Source organism: Sorangium sp. So ce128, assembly GCF_051525245.1.
Taxonomy (GTDB): Bacteria; Myxococcota_A; Polyangia; order Polyangiales; family Polyangiaceae; genus Sorangium; species Sorangium cellulosum_B.
Genome location: NZ_CP150313.1, coordinates 760,892 through 786,165 on the forward strand (window position 1 = coordinate 760,892; position 25,274 = coordinate 786,165).

18 protein-coding genes are annotated in these 25,274 nt (G+C 70.0%); 10 read left to right on the top strand and 8 right to left on the bottom strand.

What is annotated here, in order from left to right:
* Nucleotides 1-102: 102 nt before the first annotated feature.
* The 4 genes from WME82_RS03035 (at nucleotide 103) to WME82_RS03050 (ending at nucleotide 6,247) form a co-directional block, all read left to right on the top strand.
* Nucleotides 103-3,504 (top strand): GAF domain-containing protein, encoded by a 3,402-nt coding sequence (locus tag WME82_RS03035; RefSeq protein WP_438041595.1) that lies wholly within the window; start codon nucleotides 103-105, stop codon nucleotides 3,502-3,504.
* A gap of 628 nt (nucleotides 3,505-4,132) precedes the next feature.
* A complete protein-coding gene (locus WME82_RS03040) occupies nucleotides 4,133-4,915 on the top strand; it encodes a hypothetical protein (RefSeq protein WP_438041596.1) in 783 nt (260 codons plus the stop codon).
* Nucleotides 4,916-5,180: 265 nt separating this feature from the next.
* Nucleotides 5,181-5,825, top strand: a complete 645-nt coding sequence (locus WME82_RS03045; RefSeq protein WP_438041597.1) for a hypothetical protein — start codon at nucleotides 5,181-5,183, stop codon at nucleotides 5,823-5,825.
* 98 nt (nucleotides 5,826-5,923) lie between these two features.
* Entirely contained in the window at nucleotides 5,924-6,247 is a 324-nt protein-coding gene (locus WME82_RS03050; protein ID WP_437744034.1) for a hypothetical protein, read from the top strand.
* A 134-nt stretch (nucleotides 6,248-6,381) separates the two neighbouring features.
* Here the strand turns inward: WME82_RS03050 and WME82_RS03055 are convergent, their stop codons facing one another.
* The 5 genes from WME82_RS03055 to WME82_RS03075 all read right to left on the bottom strand — a co-directional run bounded on the left by WME82_RS03055 (nucleotide 6,382) and on the right by WME82_RS03075 (nucleotide 13,369).
* Nucleotides 6,382-7,476 carry a hypothetical protein gene (locus WME82_RS03055; RefSeq protein WP_438041598.1) on the bottom strand — a complete coding sequence of 365 codons (1,095 nt, stop codon included), beginning with the start codon at nucleotides 7,474-7,476 and terminating at the stop codon, nucleotides 6,382-6,384.
* The gene (locus WME82_RS03060; protein ID WP_438041599.1) at nucleotides 7,473-9,869 is read right to left on the bottom strand and encodes a DEAD/DEAH box helicase; all 2,397 of its coding nucleotides are present in this window, start codon (nucleotides 9,867-9,869) and stop codon (nucleotides 7,473-7,475) included. Before WME82_RS03060 ends, WME82_RS03055 begins: the two co-directional genes overlap by 4 nt.
* 114 nt (nucleotides 9,870-9,983) lie before the next feature.
* Nucleotides 9,984-11,165 (bottom strand): hypothetical protein, encoded by a 1,182-nt coding sequence (locus tag WME82_RS03065; protein ID WP_438041600.1) that lies wholly within the window; start codon nucleotides 11,163-11,165, stop codon nucleotides 9,984-9,986.
* A gap of 201 nt (nucleotides 11,166-11,366) precedes the next feature.
* Complete coding sequence (locus WME82_RS03070; RefSeq protein ID WP_438041601.1) at nucleotides 11,367-11,966, bottom strand: RNA polymerase sigma factor; 600 nt, start codon at nucleotides 11,964-11,966, stop codon at nucleotides 11,367-11,369.
* A 230-nt stretch (nucleotides 11,967-12,196) separates the two neighbouring features.
* Nucleotides 12,197-13,369 carry an RNA polymerase sigma factor gene (locus tag WME82_RS03075; RefSeq protein ID WP_438041602.1) on the bottom strand — a complete coding sequence of 391 codons (1,173 nt, stop codon included), beginning with the start codon at nucleotides 13,367-13,369 and terminating at the stop codon, nucleotides 12,197-12,199.
* A gap of 442 nt (nucleotides 13,370-13,811) precedes the next feature.
* On the opposite strand from WME82_RS03075, the gene WME82_RS03080 reads away from it, so the two are divergent.
* From WME82_RS03080 to WME82_RS03090, 3 genes are read left to right on the top strand one after another with little or no spacing between them, the layout of a single operon-like run.
* The gene (locus WME82_RS03080) at nucleotides 13,812-14,798 is read left to right on the top strand and encodes a hypothetical protein (RefSeq protein ID WP_438041603.1); all 987 of its coding nucleotides are present in this window, start codon (nucleotides 13,812-13,814) and stop codon (nucleotides 14,796-14,798) included.
* A gap of 31 nt (nucleotides 14,799-14,829) precedes the next feature.
* A complete protein-coding gene (locus tag WME82_RS03085) occupies nucleotides 14,830-15,912 on the top strand; it encodes a hypothetical protein (protein ID WP_438041604.1) in 1,083 nt (360 codons plus the stop codon).
* A gap of 20 nt (nucleotides 15,913-15,932) precedes the next feature.
* Complete coding sequence (locus tag WME82_RS03090) at nucleotides 15,933-16,973, top strand: hypothetical protein (protein WP_438041605.1); 1,041 nt, start codon at nucleotides 15,933-15,935, stop codon at nucleotides 16,971-16,973.
* Nucleotides 16,974-18,801: 1,828 nt separating this feature from the next.
* Here the strand turns inward: WME82_RS03090 and WME82_RS03095 are convergent.
* A complete protein-coding gene (locus WME82_RS03095) occupies nucleotides 18,802-19,335 on the bottom strand; it encodes a hypothetical protein (protein WP_438041606.1) in 534 nt (177 codons plus the stop codon).
* A 914-nt stretch (nucleotides 19,336-20,249) separates the two neighbouring features.
* Here WME82_RS03095 and WME82_RS03100 point away from each other — a divergent pair.
* Genes WME82_RS03100 through WME82_RS03110 form a run of 3 tightly spaced genes read left to right on the top strand, consistent with a single transcriptional unit; the run spans nucleotide 20,250 to nucleotide 22,119 of the window.
* A complete protein-coding gene (locus WME82_RS03100; protein ID WP_437297622.1) occupies nucleotides 20,250-20,522 on the top strand; it encodes a metal/formaldehyde-sensitive transcriptional repressor in 273 nt (90 codons plus the stop codon).
* A gap of 11 nt (nucleotides 20,523-20,533) precedes the next feature.
* Nucleotides 20,534-21,553: a CDF family Co(II)/Ni(II) efflux transporter DmeF gene (gene dmeF / locus WME82_RS03105; RefSeq protein ID WP_438041607.1), complete on the top strand. Its 1,020-nt coding sequence runs from the start codon at nucleotides 20,534-20,536 to the stop codon at nucleotides 21,551-21,553.
* Complete coding sequence (locus WME82_RS03110; protein ID WP_438041608.1) at nucleotides 21,550-22,119, top strand: manganese efflux pump MntP; 570 nt, start codon at nucleotides 21,550-21,552, stop codon at nucleotides 22,117-22,119. Before dmeF ends, WME82_RS03110 begins: the two co-directional genes overlap by 4 nt.
* Before the next feature lie 79 nt (nucleotides 22,120-22,198).
* On the opposite strand, the gene WME82_RS03115 is transcribed toward WME82_RS03110, so the two are convergent.
* Together WME82_RS03115 and WME82_RS03120 are read right to left on the bottom strand one after the other, a co-directional pair.
* The gene (locus WME82_RS03115; protein ID WP_438041609.1) at nucleotides 22,199-22,372 is read right to left on the bottom strand and encodes a hypothetical protein; all 174 of its coding nucleotides are present in this window, start codon (nucleotides 22,370-22,372) and stop codon (nucleotides 22,199-22,201) included.
* A gap of 265 nt (nucleotides 22,373-22,637) precedes the next feature.
* Complete coding sequence (locus tag WME82_RS03120; protein ID WP_438041610.1) at nucleotides 22,638-25,085, bottom strand: membrane dipeptidase; 2,448 nt, start codon at nucleotides 25,083-25,085, stop codon at nucleotides 22,638-22,640.
* Between the last annotated feature and the right edge of the window lie 189 nt (nucleotides 25,086-25,274).

Here is a 25,274-nt window from a genome sequence, read left to right on the forward strand (position 1 = left end):
CCGCGCTTTCTCCTGCGCCGCTGGCTTCTGCGATCGGCCCTCGCTACGATGCGGGCCGCCGGCGACCCCATGGAGCGTGAAGGCAACCCTAGCGAGACCGCCATGGCATGGCAGGTCCTGAAGCCGCCCCGCGGAGGGGCGATCCATAATGAGCTGATGTTCCTGGCGGACGCGAGCGAGCAGCTCACCGGATCGCTTGACCCTCATACGATCCTCGAGCGGCTCGCGCGTCTGTCGGTGCCCTACCTGGCGGACTGGTGCACGGTCGATCTCATCGAGCGTGGCGCCGCGGACGCCATGGGCCTGGTCGGCTCCGTGCCGCCGCCGCCGCCGTCGGACGGCGGTGCCACGTTCTTGGCCGGGCCGGACGGGATCGACCCGGCGCCCGTGGCGGGCATCTACGCGGCCCGGCGCCATCGCGCCGCCGCGGACTCCGACCCGGCGGGCTCCGATCGCGCGGGCCAGGCAGGCGCGACGCGGCGGCGGTTCTGCCGCGTCGCCGCGAAGCACGTGAACCCCGAGCGCGAGGGGCTCCTGCGCGCGATCTCGCCCGACGCCGAGGAGCGCCTCGGCATCGCCAAGGTGCTGCACAGCGGCGAGTCCGAGCTCTTGCACGAGCTCGATCGCGACAAGAGCGACGAGGCCGCCGAGCGCGCCGCCGCGCTGGAGCAGCTCGGCACGCGGTCGGCGATGGCGGTGCCGCTCATCGCGCGCGGCCGCAAGCTCGGCGTGCTGTCGTTCGGCGTCTCGGAGTCGAACCGCATCTACTCCGCGGACGATCTCGTGCTCGCGGCCGAGCTCGCGCACCGCGTGGCGCTGGCGCTCGACAACGCCTACCTCTACCGGAAGGCGGAGGAGGCGCGCCACGCCGCGGAGCGGAGCGCGGACCGGGCCGCGTGGCTCTTCGCGGTGACGGCCGCGCTGTCCGACGCGATCACGCCGCCCGCCGTGCTCCGCGTGCTCGCGAGCGACGTCGTCGCGGCCGCCGGGGCGATGACCGGCGTGGTGGCGCTGCGCGCCGGGCTCGGCGGTGAGCTCGAGACGGTGCGCTCGACGGGCTACCTCGAGGCGCAGATCGCGCGCTTCAAGAGCTTCGACCTCGGCGCGGAGCTGCCGCTGGCGCGCGCGGTCCGGGAGCGCCAGCCGATCTTCCTCGAGTCGGAGGAGCGCTTCGGCGAGTTCGAGCCGGGCTTCGCGTCGTGCTGCGTCGCGACGGGCGAGCGCGCGTACGCCGCGATCCCGCTCTTCCTCGAGGGGCGCGTGCTCGGCGCCGTGGGGTTCGGCTTCTCGGCGCCGCAGTCGTTCACCGAGGACGACCGGGCGTTCATGCTCGCGCTGGTCCAGCAGAGCGCGCAGGCGCTCGAGCGGGCGCGCCTCTCCGCGCTGCAGACGGAGGAGGCCATGCACCTCTCGCACGAGGTGCTGAAGCAGATGCCCGAGGCCATCCTCGTCACGGACGTCGAGGGCAACATCCGGTACTGGATGGGCGAGGCCGAGTCGATCTTCGGCTACCTGTCCGAGGAGATCGTCGGCAAGAGCATGGCGCTCCTCCACCGCGACGACGTCCGCGAGGAGAGCACGGCCCGGATCCTCCAGCAGATCGAGGACGCGCGCACCTTCGTCGGCGAGGTCCCGTGCGTGCGGCGCGACGGCTCCGAGGTGCCGATCGAGATCACGGCGTACGCGGTCCACGACCAGGAGGGGCGCCCGCTGTTCCTTGTCGGCATCCACCGCGACATCACCGATCGCAAGCGGGCCGAGGAGGAGCGCGCCCGGCTGATCCGGGTGCAGGCGGCGCGGGCCGAGGCCGAGGAGGCGGCGCGGCGGTTCGCGTTCCTGGCCGAGCTCAGCACGGCGCTCGCCGCGTCGCTGGACTTCACGGCCACGCTCCAGTCGCTCGCGCGGCTCGTCCTGCCGGTGCTCGCCGATTTCTGCCTGGTCGACATCGACGACGGCCTCGGCCTGCGCCACGTCGCCGCCGCGCACGTGAGCCCGCTGAAGGAGCCGCTGCTCCGGTACTTCCACCCGAGCCGGGTCGACGGTGAGCCGGGCCCGGTGGCGCGCGTGCTGCGGACGGGCCGGTCGGAGCTCTACGCGGACGTCCGCGGGGACGTGCTGCTGCACGACGCGATGACGAGCGAGGAGGCCACGGCCAACCGGACGCTCGCGCCGCTCTCGTACCTCGTGGTGGCGCTCCGGGCGCGCGGGCGGATCCTCGGCGCGATCTCGCTCGTGTCGTCGGAGTCGGGCCGGTTCTTCGAGCGGTCCGACGTCGCCTTCGCGGAGGAGGTGGCGCACCGGGCCGCGCTCGCGCTCGACAACGCGCGCCTGTACCGCGAGGTGCAGGACGCGAACCGCCTGAAGGACGAGTTCCTCGGGACGGTGTCGCACGAGCTGCGGACGCCGCTCAACGCGATCCTCGGCTGGGCGAGGATGATGCAGGCGGGCTCGCTCGATCGGGTCGCGGAGACGCGGGCGCTGTCGGCGGTCGAGCGCAACGCCGAGCATCAGGTGACGCTGATCGACGAGCTGCTCGACGCGTCGCAGGTCGTGACGGGCACGCTGAAGATCGAGCGGCTCGCGGTGGAGCTGACGTTGCCGGTGCAGACGGCGGTCGAGTCGATCCTCCCGTCGGCCGCGGGCAAGGGCGTGGCGATCGAGACGAGGCTCGATCCGGAGGGCGTGTTCGTCGAGGGCGACCCTGCGCGGCTGCAGCAGGTCGTGTGGCACCTGCTCTCGAACGCGGTGAAGTTCGCGCGCCCTGGGGGGCTCGTGCAGGTGCAGCTCTCGCAGGACGAGCGCTTCGCCGAGGTCAAGGTGATCGACGACGGCGAGGGCATCTCGGCGGACTCGCTCCCGCACGTCTTCGAGCGCTTCCGGCAGGAGGACAACAGCGGCGCGCGCCGGCACGGGGGGCTCGGGCTGGGGCTGTCGATCGTGCGGCACATCGTCGGGCTGCACGGCGGCATGGTGCGCGTGACGAGCGCCGGCCCGGGGCGCGGGACGACGTGCACGGTTCAGCTGCCGCTCTCGACGGGCGCGACCGCGACGGCGCTCACGAACGCGGGCATCGCGCCCGACCCGCGCAACCCGTTCCCGCGGCTCACCGGGGTGCGGGTGCTCATCGCGGACGACGATCCCGACACGCTGGCGATGCTCTCGGCGGTGCTGCGGCGCTGCGGGGCCGAGGTCAGCACGGCGACGTCGAGCAACGAGGCGCTGAAGCTGCTGGAGACGTCGGAGCCGGCGCTGCTCGTCGTCGACATCGGGATGCCGGGGGAGGACGGCTACTCGCTGATCCGGCGGGTGCGGGATCTGCTGCCGCGCAAGGTGGGGCGCACGCCGGCGCTGGCGCTGACGCCGTACGCGCGGACCGAGGACCGGGTGCGGGCGCTCGCGGCCGGCTACCAGATGCACGTGCCCAAGCCGATCGAGCCGATCGAGCTGGCGGCGGCGGTGAAATGCCTCGCGACCGGGCTGATGCCTTGGTCCCGGGAGGACTGACGGGGGATCCGGGGGGCACGCGCCGGGGTGGGGGTGTGCGCGGCAGCGCGCGGGGGGCGCTGGCCATCCGCCAAGACGGGGGCGCGAGCGCTTGCGCATGAAACACCGCCCGGCATGTCTCACTTCGGGCCTTGCCCTCTGAGACGTTTCGTTGCGCGCCACACAAGGCGCGCCTGGGACGTGGAGCCTGCTGAGACCTTATGGCACCTCGTTCGGTGCTCCAGCGCGCCCCCCGCGCGCTGCCGCGCACACCCCCACCCCGGCGCTCACGGCCCTGACGCCCATGCCCCCTGGCCGAGGGCGCTCTTGATTCGGTAGGGAGCGAGCGGTCGGCCGCGTTCATTCAAGCGCCGACGTCGCGCTCCTCACGTCCGCCGTCAATGGTTGTCTCGGGGGCGAGGGCAAGTTGTTGCCCTGGGCAAAGGGTTGCCGTCAGGGGAGGGGCCGCCGGGCAAGTTGTTGCCCTCTCTCCCGGTCGCGCCTCCGTGATGCCACGTTTTTTTTTTGATTGGCATTCTTGTTGCAATTCTGGACGCAGCATCGCTCGGATCCCATGACCTGCGTCGATGCGCGGCGCCGGCGGCTCCAGGCGAATGCACAAGGATTTCTCGGAGAGGAGAGCATCGCCATGGCCACGCCCTATTCGATCGACATTGCTATGGACCAGAACACCTTCAACGCCCTGGAGACGGGCGGATTTTATCTGTATGGATTCAAGGGGGTGCAGACGAGCATCCAGGGCGGCGCGCCGCTCGTGTGGTTCCAGACCAAGAACTTCTCCCTGGATACCACCATCTCGTGGGAGGAGCAGTATCAGGGGTACACCTCGCAGAGCGTCATCATCCCCGGCGGCAAGATCAAGGCGAGCGCGTCCTACGACATGAACCTCGGCGACATCCTCCAGGTCACGAGCCCGGCGGGCACGGGCACCGTCGTGACCGGTGGAACGCAGAACGCGATCTCGATCGCGAACCAGACCACGACGCAGATGGTCTGCGGCATCTCGCAGGTGCAGTCGGTGAGCGGCAGCGCGGTGGCGACGCCTCTCTGCGCCTTCCCGCTTTACGGCAACATGCTCGATGTCTTCGCGCCCATCCAGCTCGTCTTGCTGGAGTTCGCCACGACCGCGGTGAACACGGGGACGGTCATCTTCCAGGCGTTCAGCCAGGCCGCCCTGATCAACCTCACCAGCGAGCCCGAGGTCTCGTTGAGCTTCGACATCAACGCAGGCTGGAATTCCAGCGGCAACCCGAACGTACAGCTCGTCCCCGCGGGCGCCAACCTCGCGCCGCTCCTGCTCCAGTCGTCCGCCAGCCTGAACCGAAGGATCCTGGCGGCGCAAAGCGCCCACGCGCCGGCGCCGGAGGCGCGCCACGCCTCCCGCAGCAATGGCGGCCTGATCCAGGCCTGACGTGGCGCCCGCGGGGCGGACCGGCTGCCGGTTCACCCTCCGCGGTCGGGCGACGAGCGCGACGCGGCAAGGAGGCCTCATGCGACGACCTCTTCGTGGACAGGCCGCGCTCGTCGCCGCGTCGCTGCTGTCCCTCACGTGCGGCACGGGTCTCAGGACGCCCGACGAGCGGCCAGGCGCGGCGACATCAAAGGCCGCGCGCGTTGACGAAGCCGCTCCGCCCATTTCCTCCTCAGCGCCGACCGAGAGACGGCTGATCGTCTCCATGAGCGCCGAGACAGCGAGCGCGCTCGCCGCCTCCGAGATCTCGCTGTACGCCTTCAAAGCGGTGGGCGCAGAGGACGCCGCCGGCGTGCCGCTCGTGTGGTTCCAATCGAGGTCCTACTCCCTCACCACGACCCTGTCGTGGGCGGCATTTTATCGGGCCTACACCGCGACCCGCACGCTCCTCCCGTCGGTCCGGGTGGACGCCTCGGCCTCGTACGACATCGAGCCCGGACAGGTGCTGTACGTGCAGGAGCCGACGGGCACCGGCGTCGTGCTCCTCGGGGAACCGGCGAACGCCATTTCGATACAGAACGACACGTCGACGCCGTTCACCTGTGGCCTCGCGCAGCGCCTCGGCGAGACCGCCGCGCCCATCGCCTCCTTTCCGCTCTATGGCAAGACCCGCCAGGTCTTCTATCCGATGGAGACGGTGCTCCTCGTCTTCGCGGCGTCGAGCCTCCGCCCCGGCGACCCGGCCACCACGTCGCCAGGGCCAGGCGTGCTCGTGGAGCTGGGCCAAGAGAGCGTCCGCCGGCTCGCGTTCGAGATCAATGCGGGGTGGAGCTGGGGCTCCGAGCCCTGGGCCATGGCCGTGTCGGCCGGCGCGGACATCCTCCCCCTGCTCGTCGTCCGGAGCCCCTGAAGGACGATGTCCTGGCATTGACGTTGCTATTCATTGCCATCGCGTGTTGCACCGGCACGACCTGTTCGTCGTGCCTTGATACAAGACAGGAGACAACCATGGCCGTCGTCAATATCCCGCCCAATCAGGTCATCTACAAGCTCGGCCCCATCCCTGGGACGATGCACGTCTACAACACCGGCAACCCCGGAGGCGGCGCGACGACCTACAGCATCACCATTCTCAACGTCGGCGCCTGGACCGACGTCGTCATCCAGACGGGTCACACCGACACCTACCAGCCCAACGGCAACGTTGTCTTCGTCCAGAACCTTGGGCCGAGCAGGCTCCAGGTCCTCTACGTGGAGAGCGAATTGACGGTCGAGCAGGCGGGCGGTCGCTCCGTGAAGGAGTTCCCCGTGCTCGACGCGCCCGCTGGCTAGTCCGGGAATCACCAGGGGGCCGAAGCGAAGAGGGCGCCATCGCCAGGGCCACCTGGGATCGGAGGCGGAAAAGGAAACCGCGGAGCGGTTCGGGCAACCGTGGAGCGGTTCGGCGACGGCGGCTGGACAGGTCCTCAGCGTCGCTTCGCGCACGCCGGGCACGCGATGCGGCCCTGCGCGTTCGGCGCGCACGCCTCGCAGAGCAGGTGCATCCGATCGTCGCAGGCCGCCGGCCGCGCCGTCGCGGCGCCGCACGCCTCGCACGTGAGCCTGTCCAGGCTCGAAGCGCCCGCGGGGAGCCGCAAGACGATGTCCCGCGACTCCTTGCGCCGCCGGAGACGCATGTTGACGAGCGCCGCGGGCACCTCGGCGCTCACCAGCGCGGCGACCGAGCACGTCACCTTCGCCGCGAACCGCCCCGGAAGAGCCTCGAGCTTCGCGTTCCGCTCGGCGACGAGGTGCGCGACCTTGGCCTCGACGGCCTTCGGATCCGCGCGCCGCCGCGGCGCCCGCGCCTCCGCGATCAGGTCCGCGAAATACGACACGATCCGATCGTGATCCCGCGCGTGCCTGCGCTCGACCTCGCCGAGCAGCGGCTGAACCGCCGTCCGCACCGCCAGCTCCGCACGGAGCGCGATCCAGTCCGCCGCGCGATCGTCTGTTGAGAGGGGCACGGCGCTCGGCAGTACGAGGGCGCTCGGCCAGGCCAGATCCAGGTGCGCGCCCACCGCGGCGTCCGGCTCGCCGCCGTCGTGCGCGTTCACCACGACCCGAACGAGCCCCTCGCGCCGGTCGTCGGCCTCGACCCCATAGGCGACGATGGCCGCGACGTAGACCGCCGCGCCCGTGGAGACCTGACCGGGCTCGCAGAGCCCGTTGCGCAGCACGAAGCGGTCCGCGGCGGCCCGCACGTGGGCAGGCCGCGGCGGATCCGCGGCGAGCCGCACCGAGGTGGACACCGGCCGTCCGCGCGCCCTCGCGATCAGCCGCTCGAGCAGCGTGGAGCCAAGGCCACACGCGACGTCGCCGTCCCGATCGGGGTAGAGCGCGAGGGCGCACTCCTCCGGGACCTCGATCTCGGCCGCGAGCCGCGCCGGCAGGAGCGCCACCGCCCGCGCGTCCTCCCGCTCTGCGAGCGCTCCGGCCTCCGCGAGCGCCTCGACCACGAAATCGAGCGGAGAGGGCAGCGCGCCCTCCGTGGGCGAGAGCATCCCCAGCGCCGTGGTCACGCCTCGTAGTCCTTTCCAAAGAGCCTGGCGTCGAGGCGCTTCACCTGCTCGTAACGCCCGCGCGCCGCGGCGAGCTCCTCGGCAATGGCGTCGAAGCCGCTCGCGATCTCCTCCTCTGAGAGCGATGTCGCGTAGAGGGAGACAATCCGCTCCTCCAGATCGCGCTCGTCCGCCATGTTGCCAAGGACCATATCCATCTCGCCCACGACCAGCTCGAACAGGTGCAGGCGGCGGTCGAGCAGATCGAGGACACGCTCCTCGGCGGTGCCCCGCGCGCAGAGGTTGTAGACGCGCACCTCCTCTCGCTGGCCCATCCGGTGCAGCCGCCCGATCCGCTGCTCGATGAGCATGGGGTTGTAGGGAAGATCGAAGTTCACGAGGACATGGCAGTGGTGGAGGTTGTGCCCCTCGCCGCCGGCGTCGGTGGAGACGAGCACGCGCGCGCGGCCGTCGCGGAACGCCGAGAGCGCCGCGCGCTTGTCCGCGGCGGAGAGGCCGCCGTGGAACGCCACGGGCTCGACGCCGGCCTCGCGGAGCACGGCCTCGATGTACGAAAGCGTGTCGCGGAACCGGGTGAAGACGAGGACTTGCTCGTCGTGAGCGCGCACGAGATCGACGAGGGCGCCGCCCTTCCGGGACGCGCGGACCGAGGCCGCGAGCTTCGCCAGCGCGGCGAGCGCGGCGCGCAGCCCGGGGACGCGCCGCTCGCTCGCGCTCATGCGCTCGAGGCTCCCGCGAACTGCGGCGGGGCTCGAGCCGGCGCCGAGCAGGAGCGTCGAGGCCAGCATCCGGGAGCCGGCGTCGGCCCCGTGCGCGCGCACGAGGGCGAGGACGCGCTCGTAGAGCTCGCGCTCCTCCAGGAGCGGATCGACAAGCGCCGTGCTCACATAGCGGGGCGGCAGCGCGAGGCCGCTGTCGGCGCGGGTGTTGCGCACCATGACCTCGGCGAGCAGGGCGCGCAGCCGCTCCCGGTTCTTCGGCGACAGCGGGTCCTTCGGGTCGACGAACTGCGCGCGGAAGGCGGCCGGGGTCGCGAACTGCCCGGGCTTGAGCAGCGTCACGAGGTTGTAGAGCTCCTCGAGATCGGTCTCGATCGGCGTCGCCGTGAGCATCAGGAGGAACCGGCTGTGCAGGCCGTCGACCAGCTTGAAGCCGGCGGTCGTGCGGCTCTTGACGTGATGGGCCTCGTCGACAATCACGAGGTCCCACGAGGCGGCCTGGACGAGCGGCGCGTGCTTCGCGCTCCTCGCGAGGGCGAGCGACGCGACGACCACGCCCTCCTCTTGCCAGAAGGCCTCGGGGTCCGCCGTGCGCGCGGCGTCGTCGGTCGTGCGCGCGGCGATCCCGGCCTTCTCCGCGAGCTCGCCCGTCCACTGGCCGACGAGCGCAGGAGGGACGAGCACGAGCGCCCGCCGGACCATCCCGCGGAGCTGGTACTCGCGCAGGATCGTCAGCGCCTCGACCGTCTTGCCGAGACCGACCTCGTCCGCGAGCAGCGCGCGCCCGCGGAACACGCGGAGGACGCGGCGCGCGGTCTCGATCTGGTAGCGGTGCGGCTCGACGCCGGTGAGCGCGGCGAGCGCGAGCAGCTCCTCGAACTGCTCGGCCGAGGCGAGCAGGTGGGCGCGCAGCGCGTGGCTCACCGCCGCGAGCGAGGAGGGCGGGCCCGCGAGCCGCTGGAGCAGCTCGGACCGGTCGAGGCCGGACATCAGGAGCGGCGCCGGCTTCCTGGGCGGCGGAGCCGGCAGAGGAGCCGGCTCGGGCGGTGGCGCCGGCTCCGCCGCGCCGGAGGCGGCAGGCGGCCGGGAGGCGGCAGGCGGCCGGGAGGCGGCAGGCGGCCGGGAGGCGGTGGGCGTGGCGCGCGGGCCGGCAGCGCGGGCGCGCGGCGGGCGTTTCGGGGTCGTCGGGGTCGCGGGGGGACTTCGTGGCGGCGCGGCGGGCGCTTCGGTCCGCCGAGCCCGCGCGGGTGAGCGGGCCCGAGCGCGGGTGACAGGGCGCTCCGGGGGCGACGGCTGCTCCGCGCGATGAGCCAGGAGGAGTCGCTGGACGTCGTGGCGAAAGACGAGCTGGCCCAGCCGGCGCGGGATACCGACGTTGCGGTCGATGCAGAACGTGCTCGCGTTGTAGACAAGGAACGCCGGATCCGCGCTCGTCGATTCGCGCATCCGCTCGATGAGCGCGCTGCCCGCGAGCGCCTGCGGGAGGCCGTGCGCGAGGAGCAGGTCACGCGCCTCGTCGAGCGTCAGCGGCTCCTGGTGCGACCGGCCCGAGAGCGCGAACGCCAAGGTGAAGAGATCAGCGCCGGAGAGCAGCCGGCTGCCCACTTCCGTGGCGAGCAGCCAGCGCACGTCGCTCGCGGAGATCGACGTGATGGGCGTCGTCGAGACCTGCATGCCTCGGCCGCGTGTATCCCTCCGGCTCCGGGATGTCGAGGTGCCATGGGCGCGAGAACGGTGGAAATAGGTCGATTATTTTTGGAAATTTGACGCCCCTGATCGGAATGCGTCCTAGATCTTCTGGCGAAGCCAGCGCGTGAAGGGGTCTAGGAAGGTCCGTTTCCAGTGGACGTTGAAGTACACGTCCGCTTCGCCGAGCTCGGGGTTGTGATCGATGGTGATGGACGCGGCGCGATCGAAGAGGCCTGTGGTGTCGAACATGGCGGGGCCGAAGCCGGTGCCCTCGACGTAGATGAGCACGTCGCCGCGGAAGGCGGAGAGGTTCGACGTGTGGCTCGCGTCGCGCCCCGAGAGCCCGCACGCGAGATCACGGACGGCGGCGAGGGAGCCGTAATTGTCGAAGAGGGGGCCTACGAGCTCGAGCCGGGACTGGTCGCTATAGACGAGGCTCTGGGTCTCGAAATCGGCGACGGCGCGGACGAACGAGGGAGTCGGGGCGAGCGCGCCCGGAGGGGGCGGGGCGCCGAAGACGAGCAGCATGGCGAGCTGGTTGGTCGTGCCCGGGGGGAAGATGGGCAGAGGAAACGCGCCCTGAGGATCCGCGGCGGCGCCGCGCAACGCGAGCCCGAGGACGGCGATGCTGGGATCGTAGGTCGAGCCCGCGGCGAGCGCCCCCTCGAGGTTGCTGCAGATCGCGTCGTTGTGCGCGGCGATCTCCGGATCCTCGGTGTAGAAGGTGCCCTCGTAGAGAAACACGCCCGAGAAGGCGCGGGGCGCGTGATTGACGAGCGCCATGGCCGTGTTGGCGCCCGCGGAGAACCCTCCGATGACGGGCCGCGCGCCGGGGTTCAGCGAGCGCACGAGGGCGAGCGCGAAGAGCCCGTCGTTCGAGAGGGTGTCGAAGTCCCAGTCGGCCATCACGCTGCAATCGGCGGCGCCGGACTCGCACGCGCCGGGCGGGAGCTCGGTCCTCCGCTGGTCGACGAGCCAGACGTCGTGACCGGCCATGGCGAGCTCGCCGGCCGCGGACTTCGCGTACCTCCCGGTCTCGCTGATCTCGTAGAATTCGCCCGGGAATGTGAATGGGCTGAAGAGGATCACGGGCTCGCCGCAGCCGCGGCCGGCCCCGCGCTTGCTCACGTGGATGATCGAGAATCGATCGAGGGGGCTGTCCCCGGCCTCCACTTCGTAGACCACCCTCTCGAGCGATGGATGCGGTCGCGTGACCTCGACCGAGGTGATGTCGTACGCGCCGAAGGCGCTGCCCGCGAAAAATCCGAGCCATCCCAGCATAGGCGCTTCCCTCCATGGGAACGGGGTTAACACCACGATGTTCACCGTGGTGCTTCGAGCGGCGCTCGCTGCTCGAAGCATCCATCTTCCGCTCGCGCACGCCCGGACGCTTGGTTGAAATTGACGAAAACGTGCGGCGTCGCTGGGTGGTGATGCTGGCGGGGTGTAGTGCCGTGTGTGCTGCTCGCCAGTCGTCGGGCGCTACCGTTCAAGGAGACCCCGCAGCCTCCTTCGCACTCGACCGAGCTGCTGCACCGCCATCGAGGCCGGCATACGGAGCCTGCGCGCGATGTCGCGGGTGCCATGGCCGACCGCGGCGAGCGCGAGCGCCTTACGGTCGCGCCGCGGCAGCCTGGATAACGCGAGGCGCACGGCGAGGAGGCGCTCCCGCGCGTCGACGAGGAGCTCGTCGTCCCGCGGCGGCTCTGGCCAAACGCTCCACGGGTCGGCCACGGGAACCTCCTGGCGCACCCAGGCGCGCTCGCGGTAATGGCTTACTTTGCGCCAGGCAATGCCCTGCAGCCAGCCGCGGAGCGCTCGTGTCGGGTGGACCGATGGGCCCGGACGGTACCTGCCTGCCTCGACAGCCATCCAGGCGGCCATGCGCACGGCCTGAACCAGGTCGTCACGGTCGCGGCGCGGCACGCCGCTGCCCTTGACGAGAGCGGCGAGCCAGCGACGCTCGGCGACGATGCGCTCGACGGGGAGGCGGACGGCGGGGTTCTTCGCGAACGAGGGGAGGCGGCGTCCAAGCGCGCTGCGCTTGTGGACATCGGAGTTCGTGCGGCGTCGGGTCTGCATACCAAGATCTCGGCAACACACGTCGAGGAGCTACCGAAGCCATCGCGCGCCCGCGCGGCCGTCGCACCGGTCGGGCTGCAGGCCGACATCGCTGCTGCCGGTCGACTCAGCCCGTGTGGGCGCCATTGGGTACCGATGCTCGTGATGATGCGAGCCGATGTGGAGCGGCCCTCTTTGCGCCGATTTATCGGTTCATCGATTCATCGATTCGCGGATTCACCGAACGCGTGTCACGGGCGCGGGGGAAGCGACGGCCACGGCGCGGGCAGGCGCAGGTGCGACGTGGGAGAGGTCGTGATGGCGCCCGCCAGCAGCGCGTGCGCCAGCGCGTCGTCCCCGATGGCGCGCGCGGCGGCCGCCATCCTTTGGTGCTCCTGCTCATCGCCCTGCGCGCCGGGCCAGCGCCGCGGCGACCGGGAGGTGTCCCGAGGGCGAGCTGGCGCGGTGTCGCCCCCGTTCGAGGCCGCTGTTTCTCCTGGCGAAGGCGTCTTATCGTCGGCAGGTGAATACGAGATCTCGCTGGCTTCCGCTGTCGGGTCCGCCGTTGAAGACGCATGAGCTCCCGCGGCGAAGGTGGCGCTCTGCGTCGCAGCGCCGCCGGAGTGGAGACCGCCGTGCCCGACGCCGTGCCCGGCCACGAAGAGCCCTGCTGTCAGGAGAACGCTCCAGGCGCTCGCTGCGAGCGATGCGTAGGCGCGAGCGACCGCTCGCGCCCGCGGTGTCCTCGCGCCGGACACCGCGCCGCGGAGCGCGCGCCGCGCGCGGCGGAGCAGGAGTCGCCACGGCGCGGCGCGGCTGGCACGCTCCTCCGAGCCACCGGCCGGGTGGATCGCCAGCAGGACGGCGAGGCGGCGGTGATGTCGCGCCTGCCAGCGGCGCGCCGCCGCGATGAGGTCCTCGCGCCCGTGGCGAACACGGCTCTTCGCCGTCGTGGTGGGTATCGAGAGCAGCGCCGCGACATGGCCGATTCCGGCTTCGTCGAGCTCGTGGGCTATCACGGCCTGGCGGCGCTCGGGCGGCAGATCGAGGAGCAGCGTCGACAGGATCTGCCGCCGCTCGGCCTCCATCCGGCGCTCCTCGGAGCTCGGCGCCTCGTCGGCGATCTCCGGCGGCTCGTCCGGCCACGGCTGCTCGCGCCGCCGGCTGGCGCGGCGCCGGTAGTTGGAGGCGTGGTTGTGGACGATGGCCTTCAGCCAGGCGCGCAGCTCGCCCCGGGCCGGATCGAAGGTGGGCAGCGCCCGCGAGATGCTGTGCAGCACCTCCTGAAGCACATCCTCCCTGTCGGCCACCGGGATCCGCTCCGACACCACGCGACCCTTCAAGTAGCCGAGGTGCTCGCGGAGGAGGGCGTCCCAGGTGGGCGGCGTCGCTCCGGGCGCAGCGGGCGGGTCCTTTGTCTCCATGCCCGATCCATTAACCGCCGGTTACCCGGCGGCGCCCGAAATCGTTTGTGCGGGCTTCGTCTGCCCGCGGAGCCTCCTGGGTGAGCCTTGCTCCCGGGTGAGCCTCGCTCTCCCGCGAGCTTCCCCGGGCGCTGAACCGATGAGCAAGGCGCGAGCAGGTGGCCGTGCCGTCGCTGCATTACGTGGATGCCTTCTGATTTGCCATCAGAATTTTTCATCGTTCAGCGCCGGAGGGCGCGCTTGTGAGCGAGCGGCAGGCTGACTAGCGTCGGCGCCCATGCGCGGGACCAGGTGCTGGGGTATTGCGCTCTTGTTGTGCGTTTCAGGCTGGGGCCGCGGCGCAATCGCCGACGTGCCGCGGTCGCCCGGCACGGGGATGGAGGGCTCTTCGCCGGCGGCTGCGTCCTCGGGGATCTCGCGCTCTGCGGCTTCTCCGCCGGCCGTGTCGCCTGCTGCGACGTCCTCCGCGTCCCTTGCGGAGACGCTTCGCCGTGCGGAGCAGGCGCGGCGCGCCGGGCGCTGGGACGACGCGGCGGCGGCGTATCGGACGGCGTGGGAGTCGACCGGCGACCCGCGCTGGGCCGGGGAACTCGGGCTCCTGGAGCTCTCGCTGCGTCGGCACCGGGACGCCGCGGAGCACCTGCGCCGGGCGCTCGAAGGGGGGGACGCGCTCGCGCCTGGCGCGAGGGCGCGGCTCCGGGGAGCGCTCCAGCAGGCGGCGCAGGAGGTCGTCGAGGTCGCGATCGTGGTCGGCAAGCCCGAGGCCGAGCTGTTCATGGACGGCCGGCGCGTGGGCCAGGGGTTCGTCACGTACGTCGTCTATGTCGAGCCCGGAAGCCACGAGGCGCGGGCGACGCTGCAAGGCCACGAGGACGGCGTGGGTCGCTTCGATGCGCAGCGCGGGGACAAGCCGCCGATCGGCCTGGCCCTCAAGGAGAAGCCGCCGGCGCCGCGGCCGGCGCAGCCGGCGGTCGCGCCCCGCGCCGCGGCGGCCGCGCCGGGGCCGGCGGCGGCGCGGCCGGCGGCCGGGGGGACGGCGATCGGGCCGGCGATCCGGCTCGGGGGGCTCGCGCTCGCGTCGGCCGGCGTTCTGGTCGGCGCGGGGTTCGCGATCGGGTGGGTGGTGAAGGACGGCGAGGCCGAGTCGCTGCGCGAGGAGCTGCGCAGCGCGCACGACGACCTTGCGGACAGCTCGTGCAGTTCAAGGACCCAGAACGTCGATGCGCGGTGTCCCCAGCTCCGGGACGCGGTCGTTTCCCGCGACGCCCTGGGCCTCGTCGCGGTGGTGAGCTTCGTGGCGAGCGGCGTGGTCGGTGCGACGGCGCTCTCGTCGTTCTGGTGGGCGCCCTCGCCGGACCACGGCGGCGTCCGCGTGGTCCCGCAGGCGATGGCGCGCGGCGGCGGCGTTCGGATCGATGGGGCGTGGTGATTCGATGGCCCGACACCAGGGAGGCAGGGCGATGAGGCGGTGGAAGGCGGGGTGGATCCTGGCGGCGCTGGCCGGCACGGTCGGTGCGGCGAGCGCGGCGGCGAGTGGCTGCGGGGTGGTCGACGGGTACGACTGCCACGAGTTGCTGACGTGCGACATCATCAACGAGGACGGCACCAACAACGGGGTCTGCCACGGGACCTGCGTCGAGGTCGACTTCCGTGATTTTGAGAAGCAGCCTCGCCTCGTCTGGATCGGGCCCGCCACGGAGCAGGCGCCGTGCGAGGCGGCCGTGCTGTCGGACGGCGAGAGCGCCGGGCTGCGCGAGTACGAGCGCCTCGTCGCCGAGCCGGATCGCGAACTCCGCTGCGGTCCGTGCGCGTGCACCGAGCCCGCGTGCGTGCTGCCGGCCGGCCTCACCGTGACCTCCGGCTGGATGTGCGACAACGGCCCCGGCGAGACGGTGACCCCGTTCCGCGCGCCGTCCGGCTGGGACGGGGCGTGCGTCGCGCCCGACGCGGTCGCGCCCGAGGCGTTCGGCTCGTTCAAGGTCGCTCCGGTCACCGAGCGCTCCTGCGACGTCGTGCCGGCGCCGGTGCCGCGCGATGGCGCTCTGCCGGAAGGGCAGGTCGCCGTCACGTGCGCGGGCGGCACACGGGACGACCTTTGCCTGGCAGGCAAGGTGTGTATGTTCGAGGTGTCGGGTGTCCCGCCGGGGTTTCGCCGCTGCATCGTCTCCGAGATGGAGGGAGATCATGCGATGTGCCCGTCCGGCGACGGCGCCGCCGGCCGCGCGTTCTCCGAGCGGTTCACGTTCTGGAGGGTGATCGACGACAGCCGCGACTGCACGCCGTGCGCATGCGCCGAGACCGAGCCGAGCAGGTGCGAGGCGCTCGTGTCGACGTTCGAGGACGACACGTGCACCGACCTGGTTGCCTCCACCGTGATCCGACAGCGCGTCTGTGTTGACGCCGATCTCGGTTCAGCGCTCGGGAGCATGCGCGCGGAGTGGCGGGTCGATGCGCCCGGCAGCTGCGCGCCGAGCGGCGGGGAGCTCGTGGGCGAGCTGATCGTGGAAAGGAGGACGCTTTGCTGTATGCCGGAGGGAACATGATGCGCGCGAACGGGAGGACGATGACGAGGACGATCTCCATGGCTGCGGCGCTCCTTGCGCTCGGCGCCGGCGCGGCGCTCGTCGGGGTCTCGTGCATCCGCCCCTGCAGCGGGCAGGAGTGCTGGACCGACATGCAGCGCACCTGTCCCGGGACCTGGCAGTGCTCGCACGACCTGCGGCCCAGGAGCGAGTACGTCAAAGAGCACTTCGACACCCGTGGCGTGGTCCTGGTCTGGATCGGGGACCCGCGCGACGCGCCGGACTGCAGATCGGCCAACGCCTATCCTGGATGGGACTACTACATGGATCCGAAGCCCATCGACCGCTGTCCCCGCTGCGTCGCCGAGCCGCTGCGAGAGAGGTCCTACACCCGGCTCACAATGATGAAAGGTGGTCATTGCGCCGATGGGACAGACGTTGACGCCTCGCCCGCCGGCGGGTTCGTGCTGCCGGTCGCGTGGGATGGCAGCTGCCTCTCCGAGAGGGTGATCAGGCATCGCTCCGCGGAGGACGCGGATCTCGTCTGGGGCGGCTACACCTATGAGATACCAGAGCCGAACTGCAAGGTGTCGCTGGCGCCGGAGGACGTGGCGGCCTCCTGGGGAACCATCGTCCGGACATGCTGGCGCGTCTGGGAGCTGGACGAGGTCTGCGCGTCGTTCGGCGCCATGTGCGTTCCGTATCAGGCGCCAGGCTTCCGTGAGTGCCTGGGTTATATCGGCGACGAGGAGACCCCGACGTGCCCCGACGAGCTTCCCGTGTTCGTGCGGGCCTATGCCGGCGTCGCGGGGTGCACCACGTGCTATGTCGAGGAGACGGGCTCGCGGGAGACGACGGAGACGCTCACGTTCTACGCGGACGAGCAGTGTACGCGGCCCATTCCCGCCGTCGGTGTGGCGGACGATGTATGCTTCGACCTGCCGCCTGGCTCTGCTCCGCGGAGCATCAGCGCGACGTTCACCGTCGAACGTACCGCCACGTGCACCGCCGTGGGCGGTGAGCAGGAGGGCGATCTCGGGCCCGGACGGGTGGTGCGCTTCTGCTGCGAACCGCCGGCGTGAGCCGAGCCCCGGGCGCCTTTCGGCGGGTCATCTCCGCGGGTGAGGGGGCGATACGGCGAACCGCGCCGCGTCATCCCGCGTCCTGTGTGGCGGGCTCTCCGAGGCGCTGGAGGCGCTTTTGCCCTGCGCCGTCATCCACAACGACCCAAGGAGCCCCTGGGTCGTACGCCGTGACGCCCCACATCGGCAGCGGTGGCCCTTGAGCGATTTCAGCAAGACCGTGTCGCTTTATTTCATCGCCGACAGCCGTCAACCTATAGCGAGCCTCCAGCATAGGTGCTCTGTCCGTCCTGTAGGGCACGCTCTCCAGCGCGGCCTCAGCCCCACGGTGCTCGGCCCACTGGCGCAGCCGCACAGCAAAGAAGCAATCGCTGATGCGTATCATCCAATACTTACTCAGCTCCGCGCCAGCCGATGAACGGTGCATCAATACGTCCACGGGCGTCGACCAGTCATTGCCGAGGCACGAGAACAAGAGCTCGTCAATCCGAGATAGGGTGAGTTTGCTACCGTCCACCCGAGGAAAGAATGCCGCTTGGTGGGTGCCCAGCGCTACGAGATCCTTTGAGGCTCGATCTGCGCGTCCACCCTCGGCGGACAGGAGCGGAGACCGACCGGATACCTTTCGCCAAGAGCGCGCCATGTGCTGGACGCGCGTCCGAGATTGAGCGCGCGCGTCGTCCAGACCGCGGCGCGCGTCAGCTGGCTTCACGTGGACGAATCCACGGCTAAATCCATCCTCCGGCGCATCTCCCAGGACGACGATGTCGAGATCCGGATGCTCGGGCCGATAGCGGAGCCTCCACGCGCAGAGCGCCCACAGCATCAGCCTATCGCTCCACAACCCGGACGTCCATACGACGATCCTCTGCTGCGATTTTAACGCATTGATGACATCATGAAGCCGCGAACGAAATTGGGTCCTTTCCCGCCCTCGAAGGTTCCAATAATCACATCGCCACTCACAATGGTCTTCGGGTTCGGACGCGCACGGCCCCTCCAGCACGCTATCGCGCATGAAACGCACAGGAAGGCGAAGCCCGCGCCGGACTGCTTTCCGAATGTCCTCATTTGTAGTGACGTGAATAGTCATCGGAGCCTCAGACTCGGGTTTCGCTCTTTTTGTGGGGAGTCAGCGGACGTGATCCTCAAAATTTGGCCGAGATCAAGACGTTCGAGCGAATTTCTACCAAGTTCTTCCCCGGCCGGAGAGGTGCAAGATCGGCCGCCCGTCGCGCGCTCGAAGCCGAAACCAAGGCTTTCCATAGGCCACAAAAAGGGCGAAACCCGAGTCAGAACAAACACTTTCTGCATTCCGGCGATGGAGGATCCCCGGACTCGCACCGCTTAAAGCAGCTCCGACACTTCGAACCCTCGCTTCCAGACCCTGGCCTTGCACAAGACCATGGACCTCGGTTGATGCAATCTTGAAACTTCTCATTGCAACTTTTATTGCTTGTCTGCTCGCAACCTTCTCGACAGCTCTTGTATCTAGCGTATGCGCTATCCCGACACGCTGTCCGCTGCGCTTCGTCCTCCATTTTTCCACACTGAATATTGTCAGACTCGGAGTCCGCCTCGCATTTCTCCTCACATGGCGTCTGGGCCGCGATGTTGCAGACGGGAGGAGGCGGATCCATGTCTTGCGGCTCCAGCGGCACGGGCCCGATGCCACCGACCCCTGTCGCGCCGAACCCGAAGCCGCCGGCTCCTGTCGCGGTGATGATGATACCGCCGGCGCCGCTCTCCCCCTCGCTCCGGAGGTAGCAGTCTCCAACGTCGAAGTTGCACCCCGCCAGACCGAGGCATAGAACAGCGAAAGGCTTGGTCATTTCTTCTCTCCCCCAAATCTCCACACTGGTCCGGCGGTGACCATCGTAACCACGCTGCCAGGAAGGATGCGGCTGCTCCCGCCGGCCCAGTCTACATTGGCGCTCACGGACACGCCCAGACGTCCGGCAAAGTACCAGTCGGACTGGGCGCGACCTCCTGGCGCGACGCCCATCACGCGGTCACAGAACACGGCGCCGCACACCGGCATCGAGTAAATCGACAGGGATGGACCGAGGCTGACGTTGCCTGTCTTCGTGTCGTACCCGAGCGTGACCGCCGTTCGGTCGTAGAGCCCTACGCGCGAGCCAGGGACGATGCTGAACATGTTATGAACTTCGAGGCGGAACTCGCTGTTCTTTCGCCAGAGCACCTTGGCGAACGGGCTCAACGCGAGCCTGGACTCGGTCCCGACCTGGATCCCGCCCACGCTCACGCCAGCGCTGAGCTCGCGTGCATGTACTGACGTGGGTGCGGCGATGAAGAGCTCACAGGCACAGAGAAGGCAGAGAAGCCACAGCGGTCGAATCACGCATATATTCCCCCCTTCTGCGATCATCTTGGCTCACCGGATAGCGCGTGATCCGAGGAGCGAGGGTGATTGTTCCATAAGTGATCTGGCTTTCCAAGAGAATTGGGAAAATTTTCGTAAGCATCACCTGGCTGGTGAGGCACAAGCCGTTCCGGACGGCGACGGAAGCGTACGTGATTGCGCGGTTCGGGTGTCAGCCATGTGTTTCGTGAGGCCGCTGCGCAGAAGCCCGCGGAATCGCGACGATTCTAGATGGTCGGTTCATGTTCGCGGGCGCGGGGAGGACGTGCTCCTGCACGTGACTTCTTCGCGTATGGACAGAATTGTATTGAGAAGAGCGACGCCTACGTGCTCTGGCACAGTCGGACCTACCAGCTGTTCCCTTGGACCTACCGCGGCTGACATATTGGTTGATAAGCCGAGAAAAAATCCAGTTGTGGAAAACTGGGGCGCTAGCGACGCGGCAGAGAGCGCAGCCGCATGCGCGATGGTGGGGCCGGCCATTTCGGTTTCGTCACGACCATCCACGAGTCCTTGCTTCGACAGGCGCCGCTGAAGCGATCATGCCGTTCAAACGCGGGCGCGTTCACCCTCGGCGGGTCGGAGCTCGGCATCGATCGGGGGCTCGCACCGTCCGACCGCTTCGTCCGCTACGCCTTCAACGTCGAGGTGGCGTGCATCCTTGCCGACAGCGGGCGCCGGCAGCTGCGGGCCATCGTCGAGTACCTCAAGCCGGCGCCGACCCATTTCGTGGACCTGATCGAGCCCCTGCCGCCCACCCTGCCGAACCACTGGGAGCTCGGCCTCAGCGGCCTCGGCGAGGGCGACGGACCTGCACCGACCCGTCGCCGGCCGCCGAGAGGAGCCAGCGCGCGGCGCTTGACCCATATAGTATACCCCCCTATGCTATATGCGTGCACACGGTCGAGAACAAGAAGAAGCTCATCGCGCGCGTCCGGCGGATCCGCGGGCAGCTCGAAGCGGTCGAGCGGGCCCTCGAGGGCGAAGCGGGTTGCTCGGAGGTCCTGCAGACGGTGACCTCGGCGCGTGGCGCGCTGAACGGCCTCGTGGGCGAGCTCATCGAAGGTCACATCCGCACGCACGTCATCGACGGGGAGCGTGCAACGGCACCCCAGCGGGAGGCCGCGGAGGAGCTGGTTCAGATCGTCCGCGCCTATGTGAAGTGAAGGAAGCAACGATGAGCGACTCCACGGGATCCGATCGGCTCGCCCAGCTTCGACACGCCCACGACCACGGCGCCGCCGCGTCCTCGCACGAAGCCAGGACCCGGTGGGTCGTTGCGCTGACCTTCGCCATGATGGTGGCGGAGCTCGTGGTCGGCTATGCGACGAACTCGCTCGCGCTCACGGCCGACGGCTGGCACATGGCCACGCATGCGGGCGCGCTCGGCATGGCGGCCTTCGCGTACTGGTTCGCGCGCAAGCAGTCCGGGTCGAGCGCGTTCTCCTTCGGCACGGGCAAGGTGCACGCCCTCGCCGGGTACACGAGCGCGGTCGTGCTCGCGCTCATCGCGCTCCTCATGGTCGTCGAGTCGCTGCGCCGCTTCCTCCATCCCGAGTCGATCGCCTTCTCCGAGGCGCTTCCCGTCGCCGTCGTTGGTCTCGCGGTCAACCTCGTCAGCGTGCGGCTCCTCCACGCCGACGATCACCATCACGAGGCGCACGACGACCACCCCGACCACGATCACCACGACCCTGGCCATGACGATCCCGACGACGAGCACGCCCATGGCCACGACCACCACGGGCACGATCACAATTTGCGTGCGGCGTACTTCCACGTCCTCGCGGACGCGCTGACCAGCGTGCTCGCGATCCTCGCCCTCCTCGGCGGGCGCTACCTTGGCTGGACGTTCCTCGACGCCGCGATGGGCATCGTCGGCGGGCTCGTCATCGCGAAGTGGAGCTACGGACTCTGCCGACAGGCGGCCAGGCAGCTGCTCGACGTCGTCCCTTCCGAGTCCCTTGCTCAGCGCATCCGCGATCGCATCGAGTCTACCTTCGCAGGAGCGAGCGTCGTCGATCTCCACCTGTGGGACATCGGTCCCGGCGCGCGCGCCTGCATCGTTTCGGTCGCGGTACCGAGCCCCCTGGCGCCTTCCGCTTACCGTGACGCGCTCGTCCCGATCGCCAGCCTCCAGCACGTCACGGTCGAGGTTCACCCGCTCTCTGCCGGTGACGCGCGGAGGGGCTCGTGAGTTTCAGCGCGATCTTGCTCCTCGCGCTCGGGCTCGCGATGGACGCGACCGCTGTCGCGGCGGCACGAGGGTTGTCTGTCCCGGCGATTCGAGCGCGCCATGTCCTGCTCGTCGCGGGGTTCTTCGGCGGCGCTCAGGCCCTGATGCCCGTCATCGGCTGGCTGCTCGGAGCGCGGATCGGTCCGCGCGTGCAAGCGTGGGACCACTGGATCGCGTTCGTGCTGCTCGCGTTCATCGGCGGAAAGATGCTCTGGGAAGCCCGCGGCGACGACGGCGGCGAGGGCGAGACCACGGCCGATCCCTTCGCGTTGAGCTCGATGTTCGCGTTGGCGATCGCCACGAGCATCGACGCCCTCGCCGTGGGCATCACGCTGCCGATGCTGAACGCCCCGTTCGCGATCTCCGTCGTGACGATTGGCGTCGTCACGGCGCTGCTCAGCGCAGCGGGGCTCTTCGCGGGACGGCGGTTCGGGGCGATGCTCGGCAAGCGTCTCGACCTCGCTGGGGGGGTCGTTCTCATCGGACTCGGGTTCAAGATTCTCCTCGAACACCTTGTGACGTCGTAGGCATGTCCCCGCGGACCGCGCCCGCCGGCTTCCGGGTGCGCAGGGCCGAGGCGAGTTCGAGTTGCGCTGCAGCGCTCGCTCAGATCGACAGCGCGATCGGCGAGCGCGGCTGCGCGCTGGCCGCCGCGTCGCTGCGCGGCGCGCTCCAGCCGCCGCCCGGCGCCTCGGCGGCCTCGCTGACGCCGAACGCGCGCTGCACGAAGGACGAGCTCCGCGCATAGGCGAGCAGGTCGCTCGGCCGGACGGCAGGCATGCCGCGGTGCAGCCCTCGAACGAAACGAATGGAACAGTGTCGACGCGCGCTGCTCGTCCAGCGTGCCTGCGCTGCCTGGCTCCTCGAGGCGTGATCCGGCCTCTCTGATTGGCGGAGCGGCGCTCCGCTCCCTGGCCGACGCAGCGAAGCGATGATGGACGAGCGTCCTGGGCTTGAGAAGCGTAAGCGCTGCAGCACGCCGAGGGCGATGCGCGGCGGATCGTAGGAAAATTGATTGGCGACGTGCGGCATGTCGCGTGACGGGTCAGCGGCAGAAGAGGAACCTGCAGTTCCCGGATGCGCACTGGTTGTCCTTCGTGCACGCCGCTCCCCGGCCGCGCTTGTCGACGCACTCGCCCTCGTTGGTACCCCACCCGCAGAACTGGCTCGCCGCGCAGTGCGCGTCGGAGCGGCAGAGGCACGTCTGGGTGAGATCGCCGCAGCGGTTGCTGGGGCACTCCTCGTTCACGCGGCAGCCCTGGCCGATGGTCTTCGATCCGGGCGTGTAACAGAAGCCCGCGCCGGCGACCAGCCCGCCGCAGCGGCCGGAGGCGCACTCGCTGTCGCGCGTACACAGCTGATGCTCGGCCTTCTTCGGCTCGCAGGCGTTGTCGCCGCCGACCCCAGGCGTCTTGAGCGCGCAGCGGAGGCCGCTGCCGCAATCGGCGTCGTCGTTGCAGACGCAGCGCCCCGGGATCGCGTTGCAGGCGACGGCCGTGCACTGGCCGCTCTCGCACTCCTCATCGAACCGGCAGCTCCCGCCAAGCGCCTGAAATCCAGGGCAGTAGGCCGCGCCGCACTTCGTGGGATAGGCAGACTCCCGCTCCTCCGCCGTCGCGAAGGGCGCGATACCGCTCTCGTCGAGATCAGCGGCGGGATCGGCCATCCCGGCCCGCGGCCCCTGGGCGCGCTCCCACATGCGGAGGAAGGACTCGGTCGAGGATCTCAGGCCGGTCGTGTCCACGCCCAGGCGATCCAGATCGGCAAGGAGGTCGGGCAGCATCCCCTCGTGGGCCAGGCCCTTCTCGTCGAACGCCGTCCCCAGGGGGCCGGGCCCCTGCTCGCGCTGTTCCCAGGCCTGGCAATCGGCCTCCGCCTGGAACGCCGCCGAGCAGGCGCCGTCCTCGCCGAAGCGCGGCCGGGTCTGCTGGATGAAGCCGTTGAGATCGGCCCCGAAGGCCATGGGGACCTTCAGGCCGAGCCGCCCGTACTCGTAGGCCTGCGCGAAGGAGCGCGACGAGCCCTGACAGCTGTTCTCGACCGAGCTGCGGCTGTACTGCCGGGTCTCGTCGTGCGCCGTGCGAAGGCCGAAGATGCCGCCTGTCTGCCGCAGCATCCGGATCACCCGCGCCGGCGTGGACTTCTCCTTCTCCGCCACCTCCGGGGCCATGATCTCCCGGAAGTGACCGTGGGAGACGTAGAGCGGATAATAGGCGCGCGCCCGCGCCAGCTCGAACACCCGATCGATACCGCGCTCCGAGAGGTGCGCGACGTCGATCATCATCTTACGGTCCATCATCTCGCCGACCAGCGCCTCGCCGAGGGGCGTCAGCCCGCGCATGTTGCGGCAGCTCGCGTCGACATCCATGCCCAGCGTCATCCCCGCGAGCGTGGCGCCGCAGTCGGTGTCGATGAAGCAATTCTCGGAGTACTGCGCGAACTGGAAGATCGGGTTGTGCAGCGCCGCCCCGCCGAAGGCGTTGTCGACCTGGTGCACCGGCTGGAGCGTCCGGACCCCCAGGGCGTGGTACCTGTCGAGCTGCGCGCGCATCCTCGCCGCGTCGACGCTCCGGCCGAACAGGTGGCTGGCCTCGATGGACAGCACCACCGCCAGCTTGCCCGCCTCGATGATCCGCCGGGCGTGCGCCGGGGAGAGCGCGATCTCCATCCATCCGGCGTTCCGCGCGGCCAGCGCGTGCGTCATCTGGAGCTGGAGATCGACGTCCGCCATCTCGTCGCACGGCCGCTGCCGGTTCTGCTCTGGCAGGATCGAGCAGAGCCAGTCGAAACTCACCGCCGACATGACGATGAGGCTCAGGCCGCGATCGTGGGCCGAGCGCAGCCAGCTCACGTGACCCTGCTGGTGAGCGATGGTGTCCCAGCGCGGCCACCCCTCGGAGAAGCGCTCTCGCCCGAGGTGGAGCCCGGTGTCGCCCTGCGTCCCCTCGGTCTGGCCGATCACCTCCGAGCCGCCGATGCCGCCGCCCAGGCCGAGCAGCGCTGACAGCGCGCCGCCGCTGGCGAGATCGAGCATCGTCGACTGAGGGCAGTGGTCCAGGAGCCCGCTGAGGCCCTGTCGAACGCGGCCGTGGTCGCTCCCTGGACTGCCGCCGTCGCAGTCGTCCAGGGCGCCCGCGCCGTCGTGCCTGCCGTGCAGCCAGCCGCCCCCGAACGCCTCCTCCGACATCATGTGGAAGTGAAGATCCGCGAATCCGCTCACCGGTGCTCCGGCGAGCGCCGCCGGGGCAGGGGCCGGGAGCGCCGCCGCGGCGCCTGAGGAGAGGCCGAGTGAGGCAGAGACCGCGAGCTCGTCCGTCGCGCCCTGTCCGCCGGGAGGTAAGGGCGTTCCCGGGTCGCACGCGGACGTCATGAGCGCGAGGGCGGCCAGGGCCGCGGTCGCGAAGGGGCGCGGCTGGCGCCGGCGACGCCCTCGGGGCGCCGGGTTGGGTCGAGCCGATGGTGCACGTGTCAGGCGATGGTCGGGGGAGGTCATGGGTGTCGCGGTCCGGAGTTCGGTCGTGGGGGTTCCAGGCGTCGGAGGACGTCTGGTTAGCTGGGGGATGATCCACCGCAGTTTCAAGGGGTGAATCGGGCCAGACCGCCGCGCGGCGCGTGGCGTGTTTTGTCAGCGCCTGGCGCGGTTTGTCGCCTTCGCCGCCGGCCCAGAGTCAGCTAATCCACG

Excerpts from the sequence above, each read along its gene's own strand:
- WME82_RS03035 (WP_438041595.1), top strand. The coding sequence starts at position 103 with ATGGCATGGCAGGTCCTGAAGCCGCCCCGCGGAGGGGCGATCCATAAT.
- WME82_RS03040 (WP_438041596.1), top strand. The coding sequence starts at position 4,133 with ATGGCCACGCCCTATTCGATCGACATTGCTATGGACCAGAACACCTTC.
- WME82_RS03045 (WP_438041597.1), top strand. The coding sequence starts at position 5,181 with ATGAGCGCCGAGACAGCGAGCGCGCTCGCCGCCTCCGAGATCTCGCTG.
- WME82_RS03050 (WP_437744034.1), top strand. The coding sequence starts at position 5,924 with ATGGCCGTCGTCAATATCCCGCCCAATCAGGTCATCTACAAGCTCGGC.
- WME82_RS03060 (WP_438041599.1), bottom strand. The coding sequence starts at position 9,869 with ATGCAGGTCTCGACGACGCCCATCACGTCGATCTCCGCGAGCGACGTG.
- WME82_RS03065 (WP_438041600.1), bottom strand. The coding sequence starts at position 11,165 with ATGCTGGGATGGCTCGGATTTTTCGCGGGCAGCGCCTTCGGCGCGTAC.
- WME82_RS03070 (WP_438041601.1), bottom strand. The coding sequence starts at position 11,966 with ATGCAGACCCGACGCCGCACGAACTCCGATGTCCACAAGCGCAGCGCG.
- WME82_RS03075 (WP_438041602.1), bottom strand. The coding sequence starts at position 13,369 with ATGGAGACAAAGGACCCGCCCGCTGCGCCCGGAGCGACGCCGCCCACC.
- WME82_RS03085 (WP_438041604.1), top strand. The coding sequence starts at position 14,830 with ATGAGGCGGTGGAAGGCGGGGTGGATCCTGGCGGCGCTGGCCGGCACG.
- WME82_RS03090 (WP_438041605.1), top strand. The coding sequence starts at position 15,933 with ATGACGAGGACGATCTCCATGGCTGCGGCGCTCCTTGCGCTCGGCGCC.
- dmeF (WP_438041607.1), top strand. The coding sequence starts at position 20,534 with ATGAGCGACTCCACGGGATCCGATCGGCTCGCCCAGCTTCGACACGCC.
- WME82_RS03115 (WP_438041609.1), bottom strand. The coding sequence starts at position 22,372 with ATGCCTGCCGTCCGGCCGAGCGACCTGCTCGCCTATGCGCGGAGCTCG.
- WME82_RS03120 (WP_438041610.1), bottom strand. The coding sequence starts at position 25,085 with ATGACCTCCCCCGACCATCGCCTGACACGTGCACCATCGGCTCGACCC.